Source organism: Ensifer sp. 4252 (assembly GCF_050434565.1).
In the GTDB taxonomy this organism is placed as follows: domain Bacteria; phylum Pseudomonadota; class Alphaproteobacteria; order Rhizobiales; family Rhizobiaceae; genus Ensifer.
The window spans coordinates 211,763-231,329 of the sequence record NZ_JBNDIU010000007.1 but is presented as its reverse complement, the minus strand read 5'-3'; the positions used below and the strand labels follow the sequence as shown (position 1 = coordinate 231,329).

The 19,567-nt window shown below is 60.5% G+C and carries 16 protein-coding genes; 6 read left to right on the top strand and 10 right to left on the bottom strand.

Going from position 1 to position 19,567, the window contains the following annotated elements; all coding sequences use genetic code 11:
* Positions 1-144 precede the first annotated feature (144 nt).
* Positions 145-525 carry a hypothetical protein gene (locus tag ABIE33_RS16675; RefSeq protein WP_429126867.1) on the bottom strand — a complete coding sequence of 127 codons (381 nt, stop codon included), beginning with the start codon at positions 523-525 and terminating at the stop codon, positions 145-147.
* Here ABIE33_RS16675 and ABIE33_RS16670 point away from each other — a divergent pair.
* Entirely contained in the window at positions 502-816 is a 315-nt protein-coding gene (locus ABIE33_RS16670) for a hypothetical protein (protein ID WP_429126864.1), read from the top strand. The genes ABIE33_RS16675 and ABIE33_RS16670 overlap by 24 nt on opposite strands.
* 38 nt (positions 817-854) lie before the next feature.
* Positions 855-1,136, top strand: coding sequence for a MurR/RpiR family transcriptional regulator (locus ABIE33_RS16665; RefSeq protein WP_429126862.1), 282 nt, complete (start codon positions 855-857; stop codon positions 1,134-1,136).
* A 370-nt stretch (positions 1,137-1,506) separates the two neighbouring features.
* Here the strand turns inward: ABIE33_RS16665 and ABIE33_RS16660 are convergent, their stop codons facing one another.
* Positions 1,507-3,066, bottom strand: a complete 1,560-nt coding sequence (locus tag ABIE33_RS16660; RefSeq protein WP_429126859.1) for an ABC transporter substrate-binding protein — start codon at positions 3,064-3,066, stop codon at positions 1,507-1,509.
* 782 nt (positions 3,067-3,848) lie between these two features.
* Between ABIE33_RS16660 and ABIE33_RS16655 the strand changes: the two genes are divergently transcribed.
* Together ABIE33_RS16655 and ABIE33_RS16650 are read left to right on the top strand one after the other, a co-directional pair.
* On the top strand, positions 3,849-4,322 hold the full coding sequence (locus tag ABIE33_RS16655; protein ID WP_429126923.1) for a BA14K family protein: 474 nt from the start codon (positions 3,849-3,851) through the stop codon (positions 4,320-4,322).
* 1,135 nt (positions 4,323-5,457) lie between these two features.
* Complete coding sequence (locus ABIE33_RS16650; protein ID WP_429126858.1) at positions 5,458-5,754, top strand: hypothetical protein; 297 nt, start codon at positions 5,458-5,460, stop codon at positions 5,752-5,754.
* Between the two features lie 293 nt (positions 5,755-6,047).
* Here ABIE33_RS16650 and ABIE33_RS16645 read toward each other — a convergent pair whose 3' ends face one another.
* The 3 genes from ABIE33_RS16645 to ABIE33_RS16635 are packed head-to-tail and all read right to left on the bottom strand — an operon-like array spanning position 6,048 to position 10,585.
* A complete protein-coding gene (locus ABIE33_RS16645; RefSeq protein ID WP_429126855.1) occupies positions 6,048-7,199 on the bottom strand; it encodes an efflux RND transporter periplasmic adaptor subunit in 1,152 nt (383 codons plus the stop codon).
* A gap of 15 nt (positions 7,200-7,214) precedes the next feature.
* Positions 7,215-10,361 carry an efflux RND transporter permease subunit gene (locus tag ABIE33_RS16640; protein ID WP_429126853.1) on the bottom strand — a complete coding sequence of 1,049 codons (3,147 nt, stop codon included), beginning with the start codon at positions 10,359-10,361 and terminating at the stop codon, positions 7,215-7,217.
* A complete protein-coding gene (locus ABIE33_RS16635) occupies positions 10,358-10,585 on the bottom strand; it encodes a hypothetical protein (RefSeq protein WP_429126851.1) in 228 nt (75 codons plus the stop codon). Before ABIE33_RS16635 ends, ABIE33_RS16640 begins: the two co-directional genes overlap by 4 nt.
* A 309-nt stretch (positions 10,586-10,894) precedes the next feature.
* On the opposite strand from ABIE33_RS16635, the gene ABIE33_RS16630 reads away from it, so the two are divergent.
* A complete protein-coding gene (locus tag ABIE33_RS16630; protein ID WP_429126848.1) occupies positions 10,895-11,497 on the top strand; it encodes a TetR/AcrR family transcriptional regulator in 603 nt (200 codons plus the stop codon).
* A 12-nt stretch (positions 11,498-11,509) separates the two neighbouring features.
* Here the strand turns inward: ABIE33_RS16630 and ABIE33_RS16625 are convergent, their stop codons facing one another.
* Positions 11,510-11,734, bottom strand: coding sequence for a hypothetical protein (locus ABIE33_RS16625; protein WP_429126846.1), 225 nt, complete (start codon positions 11,732-11,734; stop codon positions 11,510-11,512).
* A gap of 731 nt (positions 11,735-12,465) precedes the next feature.
* Here ABIE33_RS16625 and ABIE33_RS16620 point away from each other — a divergent pair.
* On the top strand, positions 12,466-14,853 hold the full coding sequence (locus tag ABIE33_RS16620; RefSeq protein ID WP_429126843.1) for a hypothetical protein: 2,388 nt from the start codon (positions 12,466-12,468) through the stop codon (positions 14,851-14,853).
* Between the two features lie 99 nt (positions 14,854-14,952).
* Here the strand turns inward: ABIE33_RS16620 and ABIE33_RS16615 are convergent, their stop codons facing one another.
* The 4 genes from ABIE33_RS16615 to dapA all read right to left on the bottom strand — a co-directional run bounded on the left by ABIE33_RS16615 (position 14,953) and on the right by dapA (position 19,502).
* A complete protein-coding gene (locus ABIE33_RS16615) occupies positions 14,953-15,684 on the bottom strand; it encodes a DUF899 domain-containing protein (protein WP_429126840.1) in 732 nt (243 codons plus the stop codon).
* Positions 15,685-16,378: 694 nt separating this feature from the next.
* Positions 16,379-17,542: an alpha-hydroxy acid oxidase gene (locus ABIE33_RS16610; protein WP_429126838.1), complete on the bottom strand. Its 1,164-nt coding sequence runs from the start codon at positions 17,540-17,542 to the stop codon at positions 16,379-16,381.
* A 77-nt stretch (positions 17,543-17,619) separates the two neighbouring features.
* Positions 17,620-18,459 (bottom strand): IclR family transcriptional regulator, encoded by an 840-nt coding sequence (locus ABIE33_RS16605; protein WP_429126835.1) that lies wholly within the window; start codon positions 18,457-18,459, stop codon positions 17,620-17,622.
* A 137-nt stretch (positions 18,460-18,596) separates the two neighbouring features.
* Complete coding sequence (gene dapA, locus ABIE33_RS16600) at positions 18,597-19,502, bottom strand: 4-hydroxy-tetrahydrodipicolinate synthase (RefSeq protein WP_429126832.1); 906 nt, start codon at positions 19,500-19,502, stop codon at positions 18,597-18,599.
* Positions 19,503-19,567 lie beyond the last annotated feature (65 nt).

Genomic DNA, 19,567 nt, shown 5'->3' with positions numbered 1-19,567 from the left:
AGCCTTGTGCTTCCTAGGCAAGATTGAAGGCGGTTCCTCGCCATCCATTGGCATAGGGTGGTGCTGTGGGCGGCTTTTGTCGCGAAGCAGTCAAGCTTGTCGCTCGCAAGGCGGCTGATCACCATGAGTTAGGTGGCTTTCGTCTCACATGTTCTCAGGTGTCACGATGTCAAAAAAAGCGACTGTGCGATGTATTGTGCTGCCGGGCGCGCCCTGCGTGATGGTCTCGACCATTGTCTGCACCAAGGTTGCTGACGTCTTCTCCAGGGGATGACAAAGGGCTGCCGTGATCAGCCCTCCAGACAGCCCTTTTCGCGTCTCCGGCCCGATATCACGGCAGACCTCGCGGATGTTCTTGCGGCGGTCCTCGGGCGCCTCTCTCAGAGCTCTCAGGACCCCGGAAATTCCACCCCCTACAATCAGTATGCCGACGAAGTCATCTGTTACAAGGCCGAACTGGTCGAAGCGATTGAGGCGGTCGGCGGTCGCGGCAAAATCAGGATGGTGCACGACACGTTCCAGCATGCAATCGCCGGTGGCGGGCCAATTTTTCCCGACTACACCGCCCTGGTGCACATCTCAGGGATTTCAGATCCTGCGTCGCCGCTCGATGAGAACCTCGACGCTCGCCGGATACTCGTCGATGAGCGAGATCGCTGTGATACGTGCGGTCAGGTCTTCGCGTTTCTGGAGGCAGGATATGGCGGGGCGTTTTCCTTCGAGTGCACCGATCCGCTCGTTCGAGAAAGCCCCCGGCTCGCAGCGGAAATCGCCCGCTCATTCGAGTTCATCGACTCTTATGCGGCTCGTATGTGAAGGAGCGGGTAGGTGGTGGTGGGCAATGGAGAAGTGGCATGAAAACGAATAAGGCGACAAGGCGTCCTGGGGATGTGACCGAGCTTAGGGGAATGTTCGCATCCAAGGATGTCAGGCTTCCGAAACAGCTTGAGCGGGTCGTCTGGATGGCGCTGGCAAAGCCGGATCTTGTCGCCTTCGGCAGCGTCAGTTCAATCGCAACCGCCTGTTCGGTTTCGCCGACGACGGTTACACGCCTTGCGACTGTCCCCGGCTTCCACAATTTTCGGGACTTCAGAACGTTTTTCCGTCAGCATCTAAGGAGCGTATCTCACTCCTAGAGTGGGCGTTCTCTCATTGGTTGCGGCTGCAGATTTGCCGGGGCCATGTCCTTTTTGCAGGCCAAGGAGAGAGATCGCGGGCAACGCTTTGGGACGGTCTTAGTACGTCTGAGATTCCGCGTGCCGCCGTCATCTACACCATCGTCGAGACCTGCAAGATGGGCGGCATCAATCCGCACGCCTACCCTCGCCGACTTCATCAATCGCATCACCGATCATCCCACAAATAGGATCCACGAACTCCTTGCTTGGAGCTGGACACTATCCAGCTCCAGACCGAATGCTCCCGCGCGGCCACGACGTCACGCTTACCTGAAAACGCAAGTTGAGCAGGAGCCGGAACGCCTGCCGTTCCAGCTCCGCACGAGGGTTACTCCGCAAAATGAGTCAGCCAGTGGCGCGGCTTGTTGTCCGCCAGCTGAGCGACCCGGTCGATCTCATTGCTCATCACCCAGGCCATTGGCTGCTGGTGCAACGGCAACATGATCATTTCGTCCTTGACCATCTGGAGTGCCTTGGTCTGCAACTCGAGCCGCTTCGGTCGATCCATTTCGGTCGATGCCTGGATGATCAGCCTATCAATCTCTGGATAGCTCCACCCACCCCAGTTGAAGACGCCCGCCTTGTCACTCCTCGTCTCGATCATCTGGAGCAGGATCGAGTAGCTGTCGAGCATCGGCTCGTTCGCCCAGCCGATGAGGTAGACATCAGATAGCCCCCCCGTGCGCTTGGGCGCCTGTGCGGCCGTTGGGCCTATGTCGAGCTGCGGCTTGAAGCCCGCGCGGCTCAGCATGTTGACGATACTCTGGCAAAGCTCCTCCTCGTTGACATAGGCCTCGTTCGTGCAGACGAGGGTGAAAGGGAGATCGCTCGCGCCGGCTTCGGCGAGTAGCTTCTTCGACAATTCGGGATCGAACGGCACCACCATGTCCAGTGCTTCGACATAGCCGGGAATCTCGGGCGCAATGATCGTCCCCGCGATCCTCGACTTGCCGCGCATGACCCGCTTCTGAATGAGGTCCTTGTCCAGCGCATGGGCGAAAGCCTGGCGGACACGCAGGTCGTTGAACTTGTTGTCGACACCGTCGGCGAGTTTCGGTTTGCGGTTGAAACCGACCATGATGGTGCGCAGGTCGGTGCGCTCCATGACCTTCAGGTCCGGCTGCGCGACAAGGCGCGGAATATCCTGGGCAGGCGCATTCTCGGTGAAGTTGATCTCGCCCGACAACAGCGCGGCTACGCGCGTCGCGGCCGAGATGATCGGTGTGAACTCGATGCGATCGATATTGGACTGCGACGCATCCCACCACTCGGCATTCTTGACGAGAACGGTTTTGCTGTCGGGCGCGCGGCTCTCGAGCTCAAACGGACCCGTGCCGTTGGTATGGTAGGTGGCGTAGCCTTCGATCCTTTTGCCGACATCCGTCGGCTTCAGCGAGTTGTTGTCGGTGAGCCAGGTGGCGTCGAAAATGTGGATATTCGTCAGGTCGTTGAGCAGCAGCGGAGTGGGTCCGGTCAGTTCGATATCGACGGTATGGTCGTCGACCTTCTTTGCCGACTTGTAGGCCGGAAGGTTGCCGCGCAGCGGAGACACCGGATCGCTGACTCGAGTGAGAGAGGCGATCACGTCGTCCGCGGTGAAGTCGGCGCCATCATGGAACTTCACGCCCTCGCGCAGATGGAACCGCCAGACCGTATCCGATACGGTCTCCCAGGATATCGCCAGCGCCGGCTCGATCTTCAGTTCGGCGTCAAAGCGGACAAGCCCCTCATAGACGTGATTGAGAAAAGACAGCGTGTAGCTGTCGCCATAAGAATAGGGGTCGAGCGAATAGATGTCGCGCGAGGCGCCCCATTTGAGCGTTTCCGCGTGACCGGCCGCTGAAAACGCAACCGACATGACGGCCGCGAGGGTCAATTTCTTGAGCATTCTGCTGTTCTCCTGGTTGAGGTCGCCTATCCCCTTGAACGGGAATCTTCTTCTTTAGAGGCACGGACGGCTCGCAGGCCGTATGTCTAAGGGGTCAGCAAGTGGGACGGCATGGCGTCGACGCGGACACGATCTGCCAGCGAGGCAATCAAGTCGTCAGCAATCCGTAGCGGTGACTTGACGCCCTGGCGGAGCTTGAAACGCCACATTTTGCTGTCGATCAGCTGCCAGTCGATAGCCTGCGCTGACACCGCCTAGAACTCAGGCTTGTCCCCGCACGAACTCTTCATCGATGAGAACCCCAAGGTTCGATGTGGGATGGAATGGGGAACGAGTGAGAACAAGCCGGGCTGGCTGGCCCAGCAGAGGGTGTTGGCGTGTGCGGCCGTCGCCAAAAGTCGCGCGGATACGCTGTCGCGACGGTCTTCGCAGGACCTTGCATCAACACTGCTCCTCCCTAGCTCGTTGCTGCTGATCGGCACCATCGCACACCAAGAGAATTTGTCAACTAACTTGTCGACAATACTGAGTACTATTAATAATGAATTTGTTGACAATCTGGGGCCGTAAAGCCGACCGGTCCGATCGGTTCGATCGGCAACTAGGACCTTTGCGGGCTGGCCATAGGACTGAGGTCCTATGGCGGTACTCTTGGCCCTAACTAATTTGATTAGCGGCTTCGCACTGTTCATCATCGGAAGTGGCCGCGAATTCCAAGCGCATGGGCCCTGTGGCGCGCATTCGCTGAGAAATAGTTTGATAGGAAACTCTTGGGTGAACTCATGAAAAGAATAGGTGCAATACTGATAGCAGCCGCTACGGCATTGTCGGCGGTCCCGGCGGCTCACGCGGTGGCTATGTCTTCCGTTTTGGGCGGGCAGTCGGCTTCCCAGCCAGTCGAGTTTATCCACCACAAGCCAGGTCACTACGGCGGCCCGCCGCACTCACGCGGGTACAATGGCTATCGTTACAATGCAGGCCCACGATACGGCTATTACAATGGCTACCAGGGTTACCGTTACCGTCGGGACGGGTACCGTCGGCACAGTGACGGGTGGTGGTATCCTCTGGGTGCATTCGGGGCAGGAGTGGTTATCGGTGGTGCGATCGCGTCGCCACCCCGCAGGGTCTATTCCAACGCGCCGTCAGCGCATGTCGAGTGGTGCTATGACCGCTATCGGTCATACAGAGCCTACGACAACACCTTCCAGCCCTATTATGGGCCGCGCCAGGAATGTGTGTCGCCGTATTATTGATCAGCACGCCTCTATGCCTGCGCGAATGGGTCGGACCGCTTTCGATGCTTTCCAACACGTTCGCCAACTGAACTCCTTACGCGCCGGGGCGGGTTCCCCGGCTGAGAGGATCATTCCTCTCAGCGTCGCTGTCCGTCAGAACAGGTGCAGCTCAACGCCAAGCTCAGTACGTGCTGTGCGCGGGTAAATCCGCTCGATCTATTCTCGCCAAATCCATCCTGAATAAGGAAGGCGGTGGGTGGTTCAGGGTGTACTCCGCCGACAGCTCGCTACAGCACCCTATTCGACGGAACCGTCCGCAACATCAGGAGGGTCATGGCTGCACGGGTTGTTAAATCCCTGAGCCGTCGAGCTCTTGCTCGTCGTCACCTTCCCAGGGTGAGGGCATCGAGGTGCGATGGCGATTGGCGAGGGCATTGGCATCCAGCACATCAATTCCAGCTCGGCATATTCGATGATGGGGCCAGGCGAACCAGAAGCGCGCCAGCCTTCTGCACTCAGCCCGGGCGTTGCTGGCTCGCAGGCGGGAGGATAGCGTCACGCAACGAAAAAGGATGACCTCCGTGGCGAAGGCCATCCTTGCACACGATCCTGACGGATCATCATCTGGATCGCTTTTGCGTGTGCACTAATATAATCGTCAAGCAACAGGATTGTTCCCTTAACGAGGAAACCGAACAGCTCGTGTTTGCTGGCGCGCGGGTACTGTTGCCAACCGCGTTCGCTGATCCAAAGCGTCCTGGCGTCGACGAAGAAAGCGATCGAAGAGCTCCTTTCCAAAGCCGCATCCGATTGTTGGCCCTATCATCGGCGTTCCCGCGTGTTCGAGCAAGTTGTCGCCAGTCATTCTTCCCAGCCAAGTGCGGAGCGCGATCGCAGAGCGCCCCGAGTTCGTTCGCCACCGCGAGAAACTGCTTTATGTCTTCGGCCTGCATTGATGTGCTCGGTGGCAGCGACGAAGCGCCCGAGGGGACAGCCGCGAGCAATGTGTCGATCCGGAGGAGACAGGTTGGATTGATGGAACGGTTGCAGCGATCAAGCGTTATTCTTGCCAGGCAGCGTAAGCCCGTAGGCAGAGGCTGCCTGGTATCTCGTCAGGCGGGCCTGAATCCCGACCGGAGATAGGAGCAACGCCATGAGAAATTTCACGAAGATGTCATGGGTCGCATTTGTCGTCACCTTTGCCGGGACCACGGCACCGGCTTTTGCCGACAACTACTATTACGAGCCGGCACCCGGCGGCGTCTATGTCGATCCCATGCCCACGGGCAGCGTGTACCTGGAGCCGGTGCCGATGTACGGTCCTTACGGCTACTATCGTCCGCCGGCGCGGACTTTGGGTGACGCACGCGAACGCTACACGAACGAGTACATGGGTGGCGGTCAAGGTGATTACTACCAGGGGATTACGCCCCCGGCACCAGTTCCCTGAGCGCCCGATCGTTCAGCATGAGGATATGAGCAGTTGCGGCTCAGCGCCAGCCGAGAGCCGGTGCGAGGTGAAGTATGGTCGCCTTGATCACATGTGCGTTGTAGTAGACACCAGCTGGTTTAGGACAGTCGGGAGCAGCGTGTCGGCCTCATCGATTGCCTGCGCGAAGATGCTGCAGCTGACCGATACCGGTGGTTCGCGCGTGGTGTCCGGCCTTCCTGTAATGTTGCATCCGCCACAAAGCGCGTGCCGCGTTCGGTGGAAGGCTCGGCTACTAAGGATCGCGGTTGCCGCTAATTCTGCACCTGCTCGGCCGGCATCGGCTTGACCGGCGCACCGGGGAAGATCTTCTGCAGGTTTCCGGCGATCACCTGGTCGCCTTCCGAAACACCCGTGGCCAACCCAATGAGATCGCCGCTGGTCGGGCCGAGAGTGACGAGCCGCTGCTCGACAGTATCGTTCTTGCCGACGACATAGACATATTTGCCGAGCTGGCTCGATCCGAGCGCCGTCTCCGGCACCATCATCACGTTTGGTTCATCCCTGATCTTCAGGCGCACGCGGACGTACTGGCCGGGAAGCAGGGTCAGATCGGCATTGTCGATCGTGGCGCGCGCTATCACCGTTCCGCTATTGCCCTCGACCATGTTGTTGATGAAGCTGAGGTCGCCGCGGTAACGCGGTTCCTTGTCGCCGGGCAGAAGTACCTCTGCCTCCACTTTGCCCTTTGTCCGGGCCTTCTGGATGTCGGCGAGTTCCGTTTCGCTCGGGTTGAACGAGACGTAGATCGGCGAAAGCTGCACAAGGTTGTTGAGCGGGGTTCCGGTCGTGTTGCTGACCAGTGTTCCCTCCGATGCCAGGTTGCGCCCGATCCGCCCGGCAAAGGGCGCGCGGATTTCGGTGTAGGCGAGGTTGATCTCAGCGGTGCGTACCGCCGCCCGCGACATGGCAAGTGCAGCGTCCGCCTGATGGACTGCGCTTTGACGCTGGTCGAAACTGTCCTTGTCCAGATAGCCTGTCGTGGCAAGCTCGTTGCCGCGCGTGAGATTGGATCGGAGATAGGCGAGTGACGCTTCGTCCTTTTCGACCTGGGCCTTTGCCTGATCCAGTTCCGCCCGATAGTCGCGTGCGTCAATCCGGTAGAGGAGGTCGCCGCCCTGAACATCCGAACCGTCCGGAACCGCTTGTGACTCGATATAGCCGGAGACCTTGGCGCGAAGCGTCACGTTGCGGATCGCCTCGGTCCGTGCGGAATAGTCGAGATAGATGGGGATTGTTTTCTTGACGACCGCCGCGACGGGAACGGGCATGGCCTGTTGCGGCGGAGCCGGGGCGGCCCCGGCATCGCCGCCTTTGATCTCAAACCCGCCATTCCTGTAGTGGTAGGCCGCAGCAAGGGCGGCGATTATGACCACTGCGGCAAGGACCAGTCTCGAACCACGCATGTCAGGCTCCAATTCTTATTCCGCCGCCTCCGGCTCACGCTCCTGGCCGATGGGTGGTTTCGATGAAACTCCCTCCCGCCATTGCTCGATGACAGCGTAGAAGACCGGGACGAAAATGAGTGTGAGAACGGTCGCCGTGAGCATGCCGCCGAACACGGTGGTGCCAATCGACTGGCGGCTCGCGGCACCGGCGCCCTTGGCATACATCAGCGGCAACACGCCGAGGATGAAGGCAAAGGCCGTCATCAGGATCGGGCGCAGGCGCAAGCGTGCCGCTTCCGCCGCCGCTGCGACTACGTCCAGCCCTTCCTCGCGTCGGCGTCGGGCAAACTCGACGATCAGGATGGCGTTCTTCGCGGCAAGACCAATCAGCATCACGAAACCGATCTGCGAATAGACGTCGATCTGCATTCCGCGCAGCCAGAGCGCCAATAGCGCCCCCAGAAGCGCGAGGGGCACCGAAAGCAGCACCATGAACGGCATCGACCAGCTTTCGTACTGGGCGGCAAGGATCAGGAAGCAGAAAACGAGCGCGAGCGCGAAGACGAGGGCGGCGATCGAACCTGCCCGGATCTCCTGATAGGTAATGCCGGTCCATTCGAATGTGTAGTCCCGCGGCAACGTGGCTCGGGCCACCCGCTCCATCGCCGCCACCGCCTGGCTCGAACTGAAGCCCGGTGCCGCCGCACCGTTGACCAACGCCGAGGGGTAGTTGTTGTAGTGGGTGATGGTTTCGGGACCGACCGTCGGTTTCAGTGAGCCGAGCGTGTTGAGCGGCACCATCTCGCCCGCCACGTTGCGCACATAGAGGCGCGACAGGTCCGTGGCTGAGGCCCGTGCGCCCTGGTCGGCCTGCAATGTCACCCGGAAGGTGCGGCCGAAGATGTTGAAATCGTTGACATAGAGCGAGCCGAAATAGATCTGCAGCGTGTTGAAGATATCCGGCAGGCTAAGGCCCAGCAGCTTCGCCTTGTCGCGATCGAGGTCGTAGTCGAACTGCGGGCTTGAGGTGCTGAAGGTGGTGAAGAGCTGGTACGGATTGATCTCCGGCTGCTTGCGCGCTTCGGCAATCAACGCCTGCGTCGCGTCGTTCAGCGATTCCGCGCTGCGCCCCGCGAGATCCTCGACCTGGAACTCGAAACCGCCCGTCGCGCCGAGTCCCTGGATCGATGGTGGATCGAAGGCCAGCACCAAGGCATCGGGGATCTGCAGGAGCTGCGGCGTCACCGCCTCGCGGAGCGCCGAGGCGCCCTGTTCCGGCGGGCGCTCGTCCCATGGTTTCAGGACCGCGAACTGGACGGCGGAATTCGACTGGGCGGCGAAGGACAGGAAATTGAAGCCGACGACCGAACCGACGAAATCCACACCGGCGGTGCCGCGCAGAATTTCCTCGGATCGCCGGGCGACCGCCTCGGTTCGCTCGAGCGAAGCGCCGTCGGGGAGCTGGATGACGACGAAGAAATAGCCCTGATCCTCGACCGGCAGGAAGGTCGACGGCGTGCGCTGCCACAGCGCGTAAGTGGAACCGATGGCGAGGAGGAAGAGGGCAAACAGCGCCCAGCGCCAGCGCACGAGCACGGCTATGCTGTGCGCATAGCCGTGCGACAATGCATGAAAGCCGGTGTTGAACCAGCGGAAGAGCGCAAAGCGCGGCTCGCCGCGATAGCGCAGGAAAGCCGCGCTCAGCGCCGGACTGAGCGTCAGCGAATTGAAGGCGGAAAAGGCGACGGAGATGGCGACTGTCAGAGCGAACTGGTTGTACAAGCTGCCGGCCACGCCCGGAATGAAGGCGACCGGCACGAAGACGGCGAGCAGGACCGCCGTCGTCGCAATAATCGGCCCCGTCACCTCCTGCATCGCCTTGCGCGTGGCGGCAAGCGGCGACAGGCCGGCTTCAAGCTGACGCTCGACGTTTTCGACGACGACGATCGCGTCGTCGACCACCAGGCCGATGGCGAGCACCATGCCGAGCAGGCTCAACATGTTCAGCGAGAAGCCGAACAGGTACATGACGACCAGCGTCGCGATCAGCGACACCGGAATGGCGATCGTCGGTATGATCGTGGTGCGCAGGTTCTGCAGGAAGATGAAGACGACGAAAACGACGAGGGCGAGCGCTTCGAGCAGCGTGAACACCACATCCTTCATCGCCGCCGAGACGAAGCGCGTGGTGTCGTAGAACATGTGATAGGCGATGCCGCTCGGGAAGCGGAGCGACAGCTCGTCCATCTTGGCCTGGACGCGGCTTTGCAGGTCGAGCGCATTGGAGCCTGGTGCCTGGAATACGGCGAGCACCACGCTCTCCTTGCCGTTGAAGGTCACCGACGACGAATAAAGCAGCGCACCGAGTTCGATGCGCGCCACATCGCGCAGCCGGATCGTCGCCCCGGTCGTCTGGTCGGCTCGAAGCACGATGTCGCCGAACTGCGCCGGATCGCTCAGCCGGCCGAGCGCGTTGATCTGCATCTCGAAGGGCGTTCCGACCGGCGCCGGCGATTGCCCGATCTTGCCGCCGGCGACCTGGATGTTCTGCTCGGCGATGACGTTCTGGACATCGACCGCGGTGATGCCGAGATTGGCCATGCGATCGGGGTCAAGCCAGACCCGCATCGAATAACGCCGTTCACCGAAAAGCTGGACGTCGCCGACACCCGGCAAGCGCTTCAGCGGATCGAGGATCTGCAGGTAGGCGTAGTTGCTGACGGCGGCGAAATCGACCGAGTTGTCGGGCGAATCCAAGCTTACGAGGACCGTGAAGTTCGGAATCTGCTTGGCGATGGTAACGCCAGTCTGGTTGACAAGCGCGGGAAGCGAGGACGCGGCCTGAGAGACGCGGTTCTGGACGTCGAGCGCTGCGACGTCGATTGGATACCCCACCTCGAAAGAAATGATGATCCGTGACGAGCCGTCGTTCGAACTCGTCGAGGTCATGTAGAGCATGCCCGGCACGCCATTGATCTGCTGCTCGAGCGGCGTCGTCACCGTATCGGCGACCACCTGGGCGCTGGCACCCGGATAGTTGGCGGCAACGACGATCTGAGGCGGCGTCACATCGGGAAACTGCGAGATCGGCAGCAGGAAATAGCAGATGCCGCCGGCGAGCGTCATGATGATGGCGACCGCCGATGCGAAAATCGGCCGATGAATGAAGAAGTCGATCATAGCGGGATCGATCCTTGCAAGGCGCCGTCGTGGCGGTTCCACGCGGCAAGTTCGTTTTGAAGCGTTGTTCTGTGGCCGGAACGATCGTCGGGCGCGATGTTTGCGACAGGGAGGCTGGCGGCCGCATATCCGTGTGTGCCAAAAGCGAGCACACGCGGGGCCGCCACACGGACCATCCGGTCGGCGGCATGTTTCTTCGCCTTCAGCCCATCCAGCATGTGCATCGTAAGGCTCCAGCACGGGATCACGATGGGCCGGATCGACCCAAAATCATGAACTGTGATCGAACTTAACAAGTCTGTGCGGTGTGCACCTTGGCTATAAGACGCCTGACGACCGCGCCCACCGACATTGCGCTAGAAATTTTCTGCGGTTACCGCCGTGTTCGGCAAAGCCTGCGCGGCAAGCGGCCTCTCACCGATGCGGCGCTGCCGAAAAATGTTACTGGTCGGTAACATCGCCGCATGTTATCGATCGCCAACGGGGCGTCAAGGGGCAAGATTTTCAAGGCCGACCACGCCGGACCAAGTGCGATGACAACCGATACCCGCAAGCAGCCACGTTGTTCGCCACGCGATCGCATCGTCGAGGCGGCGCGCGAGCTGTTCCGCAGGCACGGCATTCGCGGGACCGGTGTCGAGGCCATCGCCGATGCCGCCAGCAGCAACAAGATGACGCTCTATCGTCACTTCAATTCGAAGGACGAACTCATCGTCGAATGTCTTCAGCGCGCGGCAATGGAGATGGACGGCTTCTGGCGGGAGCTGGAGGGCGCCCACCCCGCCGACGGGCTGGCGCAGCTCAGAGCCTGGGTTCGGCGGATCGCCGAGCACCTCGGCGACGACGATTGCCACTGCGAAATGATGAGCGCCGCCGTCCAGCTAACGGACGCGGACCATCCCGGCAGGTCGGTGATCAGGAAGTTCAAGGATGCGCAACGCGATCGCGTCGTGGAGCTTTGCCGCAAGGCCGGTGCCGCCAATGCGGAACTGCTCTGCGACACGTTGCTGCTGTTGATCGAGGGCGCGCGTGTCGCCCAGCAGAGCAGCGGGGTGCAGGGGCCGAGTGCCCGCTTTGCGGAAATCGCCGACGCGGCGATCCTGTCCTTTTCCAGGAGCGGTGCCGTCCCCAAATAGCGGCGCGTTTGCCTACCACTCCGCCAGCCATTCGGGATGGTGGCTGTCGATCACGAAGTCGTGGGCGTGTTTGTGCCCGTTGTCGATGCGCGCGGCTCCGGCGATGTGAGGGTAATCCTTTGCGAGGTCATCATGGATGTATTCAATCTCTTCCGGATCATGCGCGGGCCAAAGCCGTGTCGCCGCGAGCATGGCGACTGCAGCAACGAGACCGAGCGTGGCAACGGTTGTAGGCAACCCGGCGGTCTGGCGTCACAGATGGAGCGATCCTTTTAGCCAGCGCCCATGCCCAATATCCGCGCAGCGGACCGGACATCGCGTACGGACTGGCGTATCCACGGGTTTTTGGTCAAAATCCTATCAAGGCGGGGGATGCGCCCATGATCAGGTTGTCAGTCGCGTCCGGACAACCTTCGCTGGCGCGAAGGTTTGGAAGTCTTCACACCAGAAATCATCCCGGACTTGAAGAGAGGTGTGCCGAGGGCACCTTTCACCCGGCATCCCCTCTTTTTGAAAGGCACATCCGGGAGGACGGCGACACCGCGGCGCATGCAATCCTCATCAATGCTCAAGAAACCTGCCCCTCACGGCGATCTGGGGTAAATTAACGGCCTTGATGGCAATCTCCGGCTGTATTATTGCGCTAGGCGAAACTGTCTTCAGCCGGGCGTTCAAAACATGCCGTTGAAGATAGGCGGAGCGCCAAGACCGACTAGAGGAAATTCACTCTCATTGGTCGCTACGCCTATTGGATTGGCCGACGGGCGCCGTAGCATGATTGCCAGTTCATCTGCCTTCATTCCGGTTAGTGGCCTTGCGCGCATCTTGGCGTCGTCGCGGTTGCAGCGGTTTCAACGAAACATTTCGAGACGGTTTGATGTCGAAAGGCAACCGTTTCGCAATGATCGCAATGGACCGTCGTGATGTCGGTCGCAAAGTCGCCGTCACGCAGGTGAGGCGGTGAAAGGATGGATGATTTGGAACAGGTAAAATCGGTCACAGGAAAAGGTCGGCGCAAGGCGCTGTGGTTGAGCGCCGCGCTTGTGGCGGTGCTGGCTGCCGGGGCGACGGGTTACAAGCTCACGCTGGAGCGCGGCGTCAAGCAACATATCACCGCGCGCGGAGGCACAGTCGGCTCCATCCATGTGGATTATCTCGGCCGATTTCATCTGCGTGACGTGATACTGCCGCTTAAGGACGGCCTTAGCGCAAAGATCGCCGGCATCGATGGTCGCCCGAAATTTCTCTTCCTGAACGCCGAGCTCGAGATCGCCAATCTGAGCGCCGAGCTTGCGGGCTACAAAATCGCTGTACCGCGCGCGAGTGTCGAGCAGCCAAATTTCGACCGTCAGACGGTCGCCGAGATATTCGCAAACAAGAGCGGCCTGTCATTGCCGGAGCGTATCCAGCGCTTCCGGGCCAATCGCATCTTTGTGCCCGAGGTCGCGATGACCAAGATCGTCGAGGGGGAAGAAGACAGGATCGTCTACAGAAACATCGCGCTCGAGGATATCAGGGATGGCCGCGTTGCACGCTACAGCTCGTCCAATGCCAGCCTGGACATGCATGTGGCTGAGGCGACTGAAGACGGGAAGACGAAAAACACGCGCATGAACGGCTCATTTGGGGCGATGACCGGCAAGGACCTGGACGTGGCCTATGCCGCACGCTTGTACACGCAAGTGCCCGGGCCACAGGACACGCAGGCCAAGGCCCTCTACGGCCCCTTGTCGATCAAGGATGTCACTCAGACAATAGGCAAGGGCAGTGTCCAATATAGTGAGTTGCGCAGCAATGGTCTTAGCATTCGTATGCCGGCTGAGCCGCTTTGGGACACGCTGGACATGCTGCGTTCGGTCAAAGCCCCCGACGAATTGCCTGCTGCCGAACGAAACGCCTTTTACATGAAGGTTCTCTCCCTGCCCGATATGATTGGCCAGGGCGACATCCAAATGCTTGGGCTCAAGGTCGAAGGCCCGAGCAAGGACAGTGGCAAGCAGATCAGCCTCGACGTCGAACGCACGTCGCTTCACCTGAACGGGCGCGAAGTGAACGCGAGCCTCAACGGGATCTCGATGGAAGACGGCGATGATCATTTCCGGCTCGCTGAAGCCAGCGTCAGCGGTTTTTCCTGGCACCCGACAATGGAGGCGTTGAAACAACTCCTTGTTTTGAACGAAGATCAGGCTCAAGAATTTGCCTACTCCACACTACTGCCCGAGTTCGGGACATTCCGGCTTGCCGGTCTCGATGTCGATCTGCCAAGCGGGCCGACCGACATTGAAGAGATCGGCCCGGCCGACGATGCGGCCGCTGCGCCGAGCGAGGATCTTCTGGATGCAGCAACCGCCGCTCCGGCAACCGACACGCCCGATCCCGGCTATCGCAGCCAAAGCAGCGATGTCGCCGTTGAGGACGCGGACCCTGGGCCAGAAGTCTCAGCTGTGCCGGTTGACGAGGACAAAAGCGGTTCGGCCATCGACGATGGCGCAGACGCTGCAGCAGATGTGGCCGCCGCTGAAATTGCCGATGATGCGGCCGATCAGGCGAGAGATCCTGACGCTGTGGATGGTGCCGTTGACGATGCCCTTCCTCAGACTGCGCTCAACGATGATGCAGGCGAAATCGAAGCCTCTGAAACAATGTCGGCGGAACACATTGCATCGCTCGTTCCGCAGCGCGTGAAATTTTCGCTGAAATCCTATGAAGCCGCGCTCGGCAAACCGTACAACGGCATTCCTACCGATATTCGTGTCGTCTACGAGGACTTGAGCGTCCCGATGCCGCCAGACGCCAAGGATGAGACGTTTGAGCAATTGCGAAAGCTCGGCTACGACAAGCTCACCTTGTCGGCCGGGGTTGAGGGACATTGGGACGAAGCGGGCAAAAGCTTCATCATCAAGGATATCTCTCTTGGGGGCGAAGGGATGGGCAGTGTTTCGCTGTCTGGTGTCTTGGCCGGCGTCTCAAACGATTTGTTTTCTTCTGACACGATACGCATGCAAACCGCAGCACTCGACCTTACTGCACGGGAATTGAAGCTCCGGATCGAGGACAAAGGGCTCTTCGACAAGGCACTGACTTTGTATGCTCAGCAAAACGACATGACGGCGGAGCAGGCGCGCGGCATGCTGGTGTTGGTCGGATCCGCAATGGTCCAGCAGTTCGTGGCCGATCAGCCTAAGCTTCAAAGTGTCGCCGGGGCAGTCTCAACTTTCCTGGGAAAAGCGGGGACATTCACCCTGTCTGTCAAATCAAAGGACGCCGCAGGCATTGGTGCGGTGGAACTGATGACAGCCTCCGACGATCCGGCAGGTTTCCTGGAGCGGCTCGATATCGAGGCAAAGGCGGAATAGATTCTCGTCAACGCAGCGCCGGCAGTCGTTTGACGTCGGCGCTGCATTTTGTTGCGCGTGGGTTCTAAGCGACGTTAGGCAGGGCGCCGACTGGAGATCTCAGGCTTTGCTTGCAGGGCCGTAATGGTCGTGCAAGCGCCACCACTTGTATGGCTCTGCCTGGGGGCGGCCGGATGGCACGTCCTGCCAAGTTTCCTGTCTGCCGAGAGGCGTGAGGTCAAGAAGCGTAAAAATCGGGCCGACCGCTTCCACGCCGCGGCCATTCATGAAGTAGGTGCGATATGCCCGGTCACCGTCGCGAACGAACACGTTGATGCCGAACGTTTTCTCGACATCGAAATCTTTCGAGAACCGATCGTCCGGCAATGTCACCCAAGGCGTCGACCAGCTCATCCGCCTCTTGTATGCAGCGATCCTATCCTGAGGCGCAGTCGACGCGAAGACGAAGGTAATATCCCGGGCGGCCAGGTGCTCGTGATGCGTGACGCTGTCCGCAAACATGGAGCATCCCGAGCAGGCGCCGTCCGGCCAATTCTCCACATCAGGAGCATAGAAGAAGCGGTAGACGATGAGTTGGCGCCGGCCCGCGAAAAGACCGATCAGGTCCGTTTCGCCGGCGGCCGTCAGAAACCGGTAGTCGGTAGGCACTTCCACCATTGGCAACCGCCGCCGCTCCGCCGCCAGCGCGTCGTTTTCCCTCATGAGCGCCTTCTCTTTTGTCAGAAGCGCGTTTCGGGCCTTTTGCCACTCCTCCTTCGCCGCGACTTTCGGCCACTCGATATGTTTCGCAGTCGAGGACGGTGCAGAAACTCCTAATGGTTCGTGGGTCATGAGGGAATCCTCTGAGGGCAATCTTCAACAATTCGTCCGTCCGCACGGTTCCAGTCCCAGATCGCGTCGCCAGCGATTGCAGAAACCAAGGATCTGTTCGTGATCGGGCATGAAATCGACTTTGAGAGCACTGAGACGAATGCAGCCTAACGCCAGTAGCTCGGTCCATTTTCGACTGACGATCGCCCGAGAACGTAGCCGATCGCAAACGCAATGGCCCCGATCGCTAGCACTAAGCCGGTTGCGGTGTGTGGATTGTCCGCAGCCGCAGCAGCCACGGCACTTGTTTCGCGCCTGACAACGTCTGTCGCTGTTTTGGCGGCTTTACGCACGCCTCTTGGTGGGTCGATTGGAGTGCCAGTGAAACCGGCAGTGAGGTCATCCTTGGCCACGTCATTTCTCCTTGTTGATGTGATGGAGAACTGGCGACGGAGCGGGAAGTTCCAGAAGTTGGTGGAAGAGCAGCACGCGATTTGTGTCGTATGACTTGCGGGCGACCAAAGCGAAGGAAATGATCTGTCGATGCCCCGTTTTGCCATGTTAGTGATAACGGAATGATCGCTGGTGATCCGCGTTATCGACATGCGTATCTGAACACGCATCCCGTGCTTAGATGCGCACGGCTAAGCGTCGCGAGCACCTGAAGGCTTCTACGACGCTGCCGACCGGTAGCATCTTCCATCGACCCTAGGGTTCATCCGGCGACTGGGGCCTGCTTCCAGATTAGATCGGCGGTGATGTCGTCAAGGCGGGCTTGGCCGGTAAAGGCCATGCAATGATCCAGTTCGTCGCGCAGGATCTCGAGAACGTCCCGCGCGCCTTTTTCTCCGGCTGTGGCCGTTCCGTAGAGCGTGGCGCGTCCGATGAGCACAGCGTCGGCGCCGGCAGCGATATATTTGGCGATGTCACTGCCGCGGCGGATGCCGCTGTCTGCGAGGATGGTCATGCGTCCGCTAACGGCGTCGGCGATCCTCGGAAGCGCGTCGATCGCCGTCGGCGCGCAATCCATGTTGCGTCCGCCGTGGCAGGAGACGACTATGCCGTCGGCTCCCAGCGCTAACGCCCGCCCTGCGTCAGAGGGCGTCAGCACGCCCTTGAGGACGAGATTGCCGTCCCATTGGCGGCGAACCTCCGCAAAGTCGTCCCAGGTCAGCTTGCTCGCCAGCTTCACATTGTCCCAGACGCTCGACCGCGTGATGCTGGTGCGGTATTCCGGGGGATAGTGCGCGTAGGTCGGCATGCCTGTCGTCAGGATGTAGCGCAGCATGACTGAAAAAGACCAGCGGGGATGGGCGAGTAAGTCGAGCGCACCGGCGACCGAGGGCTTGATCGGTATTCCGAAGCCGTTGCGCAAATTCCATTCCTTTTTCGGCGAGCGCGGCGTATCGGCGGTGAAGAGCAGGTTGCGGATGCCGAGCGCTTTCGCGCGCACGAGGAGGTCGCGGGTCAGGCTGCGATCCTCGAAGACATAGAGCTGGAACCAAAGGTCGGTGCCCTTTGCGCGCTCGGCAATATCTTCCATCGAGGTCATGGATTGGGTTGCGACGCAAAACGGAATGCCCATCGACCCGGCGGCGCGTGCCAGATGCACCTCGCCGTCGTGCCATACCAATCCGGCGACGGCGGTCGGCGAGATGATGACAGGGATCGGCAGTTTCTTGCCGAAAACGGTGGTGGAGGTGTCCGGCTGCGACACGTCGTTGAGAAGATTTTGGCAGAGTTTCGTGGCGTCGAGCGCGTTGCGGATGCCGCGCAGCCCCACCTCGTCCTCCGTTCCGCGATCGATGTATTCGAACATGCCGCGGGGCAGCCGCTTGTTGGCAAGTCGGCGATAATCGGCAACATTCAACGGTTTCATGCGTGGGCACCTGTCGTGTCGATGAGCCTCCCGGCGCTGAATTCCGCCGGAAGGCATCGGAAAAAGCGGCAGACGGCTTACGGGATGTAAGGCGTGAATTTCGTCATGGAGATCGACGTTGCGGCCACCTGGACATGATGGGCGAGTTCGGCTTCCACGCGTTCGATGGTCCAGCGGGTCGTCGGCGCGGCGATGTTGACGGCGGCGACGGCGCGGCCGTGTTCGTCGGTAATCGCAGCGGCGACGGAAATGTCGCCCAGCACCGTTTCATTGGCGACGATGGCATAGCCCTTTTCGGCGGCTTCCTGGATACGGGCGCGCAACAGGCCCTTGTCGGTCACAGTCGATGGGGTCAGCGGTCGGAATTCCGTCTGCTCGAACACCTCGTCCTGTTCGGCAGCGGTGCGCCGCGACAGGATCACCGTGCCCGACGCCGTGAACAGAGCGGGAAGGCGGCTACCTACCATGATATCGACATTGACCAGATGCTGGCCGGGAAAGCGCCCGACATAGACGATTTCCGGTCCGTCGAGTTCCTGAAGGTTTGCGGTTTCCCCGACGCCCCGGCTGATCTGAAGCAGGTAGGGCGCTGCCTTGTGCAGCACTTCATGGGCATGCAGGTAGTTGTAGGCGAATTGTAGCACCCTGGAGGTCAAGGCATAGTTGCGCGTGTTCTGCACACGGCGAAGATAGCCGAGCGTCTCCAGCGTGTAGACCAGCCGTTGCGCTGCGCTGCGATCCAGTTCCGCCACCTTGGCGATGTCCGAGAGGGGCATCTGGCGCAGCGGGCCGTCGAAGGCATGCAGGATGCGGAACATCTTTTCGGACGAACCAATGAACAGCGAGGAGCTGCGCGGATCGATCTCGCCGCTTTCCGCGCCTTCCGGCCCAATCGGGGTTCCGTCCTTGCGTGCCATTGTCGATCTTCCGTTTCCGCCGTCGTTAAGTGTTACGACGCTCCTTGTGCATCAGCGATAATGCGTCACGCTGCAGGGATTCGGGTATGCCTGTAACGACAGGCACACCCGCTTGTCCACAGGCGCGACAGCGTCGCTCAGGCGGCCTTCTCGAAGCGGTCGAGAAGGCGCGAATATTCCTGGCGTAATGCGTCGCGCAGTTCGGTTTTCGGCTGGCGCAGCGGCATCAACATTTGCGGCGCATCAACGCCGATGAGGTCCATTACGGATTTCATCGGTCCCGGATTGGTTTCTGCAAAGGCCAGGTTCATGAGCGGCATCAGTTCGCGGTGCAGGGCCAGCGCCTCTTCGGTCTTGCCCGAGGAGGCGAGGTCGAAGAGGCGGCGCCAGGTGCGCGGCAGCAGGTTGGCCGTCACGACGATGCCGCCCTTGGCGCCCGCGGCGACATGCAGCGGAAACAGAGTGTCTTCGCCGCTGAGCACGGTGAAGGAGGTATCGGCGCCCGCTACGACCCGCAGATAGTGATACATATCCGTGTTGCAGGCCTTCATGCCGATGATACGTTCATGGCGCGACAGCTCGTGCATCACGTCCGGATCGATGGCGATGCGGGTGCGGTAGGGAATTTCGTAGATTAAAATCGGCAGGGGCGAATTGTCCGCATAGCGCAGGAAGTAATCGCGGATGCCGGCCTGGGTCGGGTTGGTGTAGTAGGGCGTGATGACGAGAAGTGCATCGGCGCCCGCGGCGGCGAAATCGCGCGCGGCACCGAGCGCGTCATGGAAGCCGGTATCCAGCACCCCGGGGACGACTGGTCCGCAGCCGGCCATTGCCTTGGCGCTCATCTCGACGAATCGGTTGCGTTCACTGCGCGACAGGGCGCCGTATTCGCCGGTGCCGCCAAGCGGCACAACGCCGTCGACCCCTTGCTGCTTTAGCCAGGAAAACAAAGCGTCGGCCGCCTTCACGTCAATGGTATCGTCACTCTGGACCGGGGTCACGAGCGCCGGGAGGATGCCGCGAAGGCCTGTGGAGTCGAGCATGGTCATTCCTTTCATGCGATGGGACCGCGGCGGAAAAGCGTGGAGCGGTTTCCCGTCGATGCGGT

Excerpts from the sequence above, each read along its gene's own strand:
- ABIE33_RS16670 (WP_429126864.1), top strand. The coding sequence starts at position 502 with ATGGTGCACGACACGTTCCAGCATGCAATCGCCGGTGGCGGGCCAATT.
- ABIE33_RS16675 (WP_429126867.1), bottom strand. The coding sequence starts at position 525 with ATGCTGGAACGTGTCGTGCACCATCCTGATTTTGCCGCGACCGCCGAC.
- ABIE33_RS16665 (WP_429126862.1), top strand. The coding sequence starts at position 855 with ATGAAAACGAATAAGGCGACAAGGCGTCCTGGGGATGTGACCGAGCTT.
- ABIE33_RS16660 (WP_429126859.1), bottom strand. The coding sequence starts at position 3,066 with ATGCTCAAGAAATTGACCCTCGCGGCCGTCATGTCGGTTGCGTTTTCA.
- ABIE33_RS16655 (WP_429126923.1), top strand. The coding sequence starts at position 3,849 with ATGAAAAGAATAGGTGCAATACTGATAGCAGCCGCTACGGCATTGTCG.
- ABIE33_RS16650 (WP_429126858.1), top strand. The coding sequence starts at position 5,458 with ATGAGAAATTTCACGAAGATGTCATGGGTCGCATTTGTCGTCACCTTT.
- ABIE33_RS16645 (WP_429126855.1), bottom strand. The coding sequence starts at position 7,199 with ATGCGTGGTTCGAGACTGGTCCTTGCCGCAGTGGTCATAATCGCCGCC.
- ABIE33_RS16640 (WP_429126853.1), bottom strand. The coding sequence starts at position 10,361 with ATGATCGACTTCTTCATTCATCGGCCGATTTTCGCATCGGCGGTCGCC.
- ABIE33_RS16635 (WP_429126851.1), bottom strand. The coding sequence starts at position 10,585 with ATGCACATGCTGGATGGGCTGAAGGCGAAGAAACATGCCGCCGACCGG.
- ABIE33_RS16630 (WP_429126848.1), top strand. The coding sequence starts at position 10,895 with ATGACAACCGATACCCGCAAGCAGCCACGTTGTTCGCCACGCGATCGC.
- ABIE33_RS16620 (WP_429126843.1), top strand. The coding sequence starts at position 12,466 with ATGGATGATTTGGAACAGGTAAAATCGGTCACAGGAAAAGGTCGGCGC.
- ABIE33_RS16615 (WP_429126840.1), bottom strand. The coding sequence starts at position 15,684 with ATGACCCACGAACCATTAGGAGTTTCTGCACCGTCCTCGACTGCGAAA.
- ABIE33_RS16610 (WP_429126838.1), bottom strand. The coding sequence starts at position 17,542 with ATGAAACCGTTGAATGTTGCCGATTATCGCCGACTTGCCAACAAGCGG.
- ABIE33_RS16605 (WP_429126835.1), bottom strand. The coding sequence starts at position 18,459 with ATGGCACGCAAGGACGGAACCCCGATTGGGCCGGAAGGCGCGGAAAGC.
- dapA (WP_429126832.1), bottom strand. The coding sequence starts at position 19,502 with ATGCTCGACTCCACAGGCCTTCGCGGCATCCTCCCGGCGCTCGTGACC.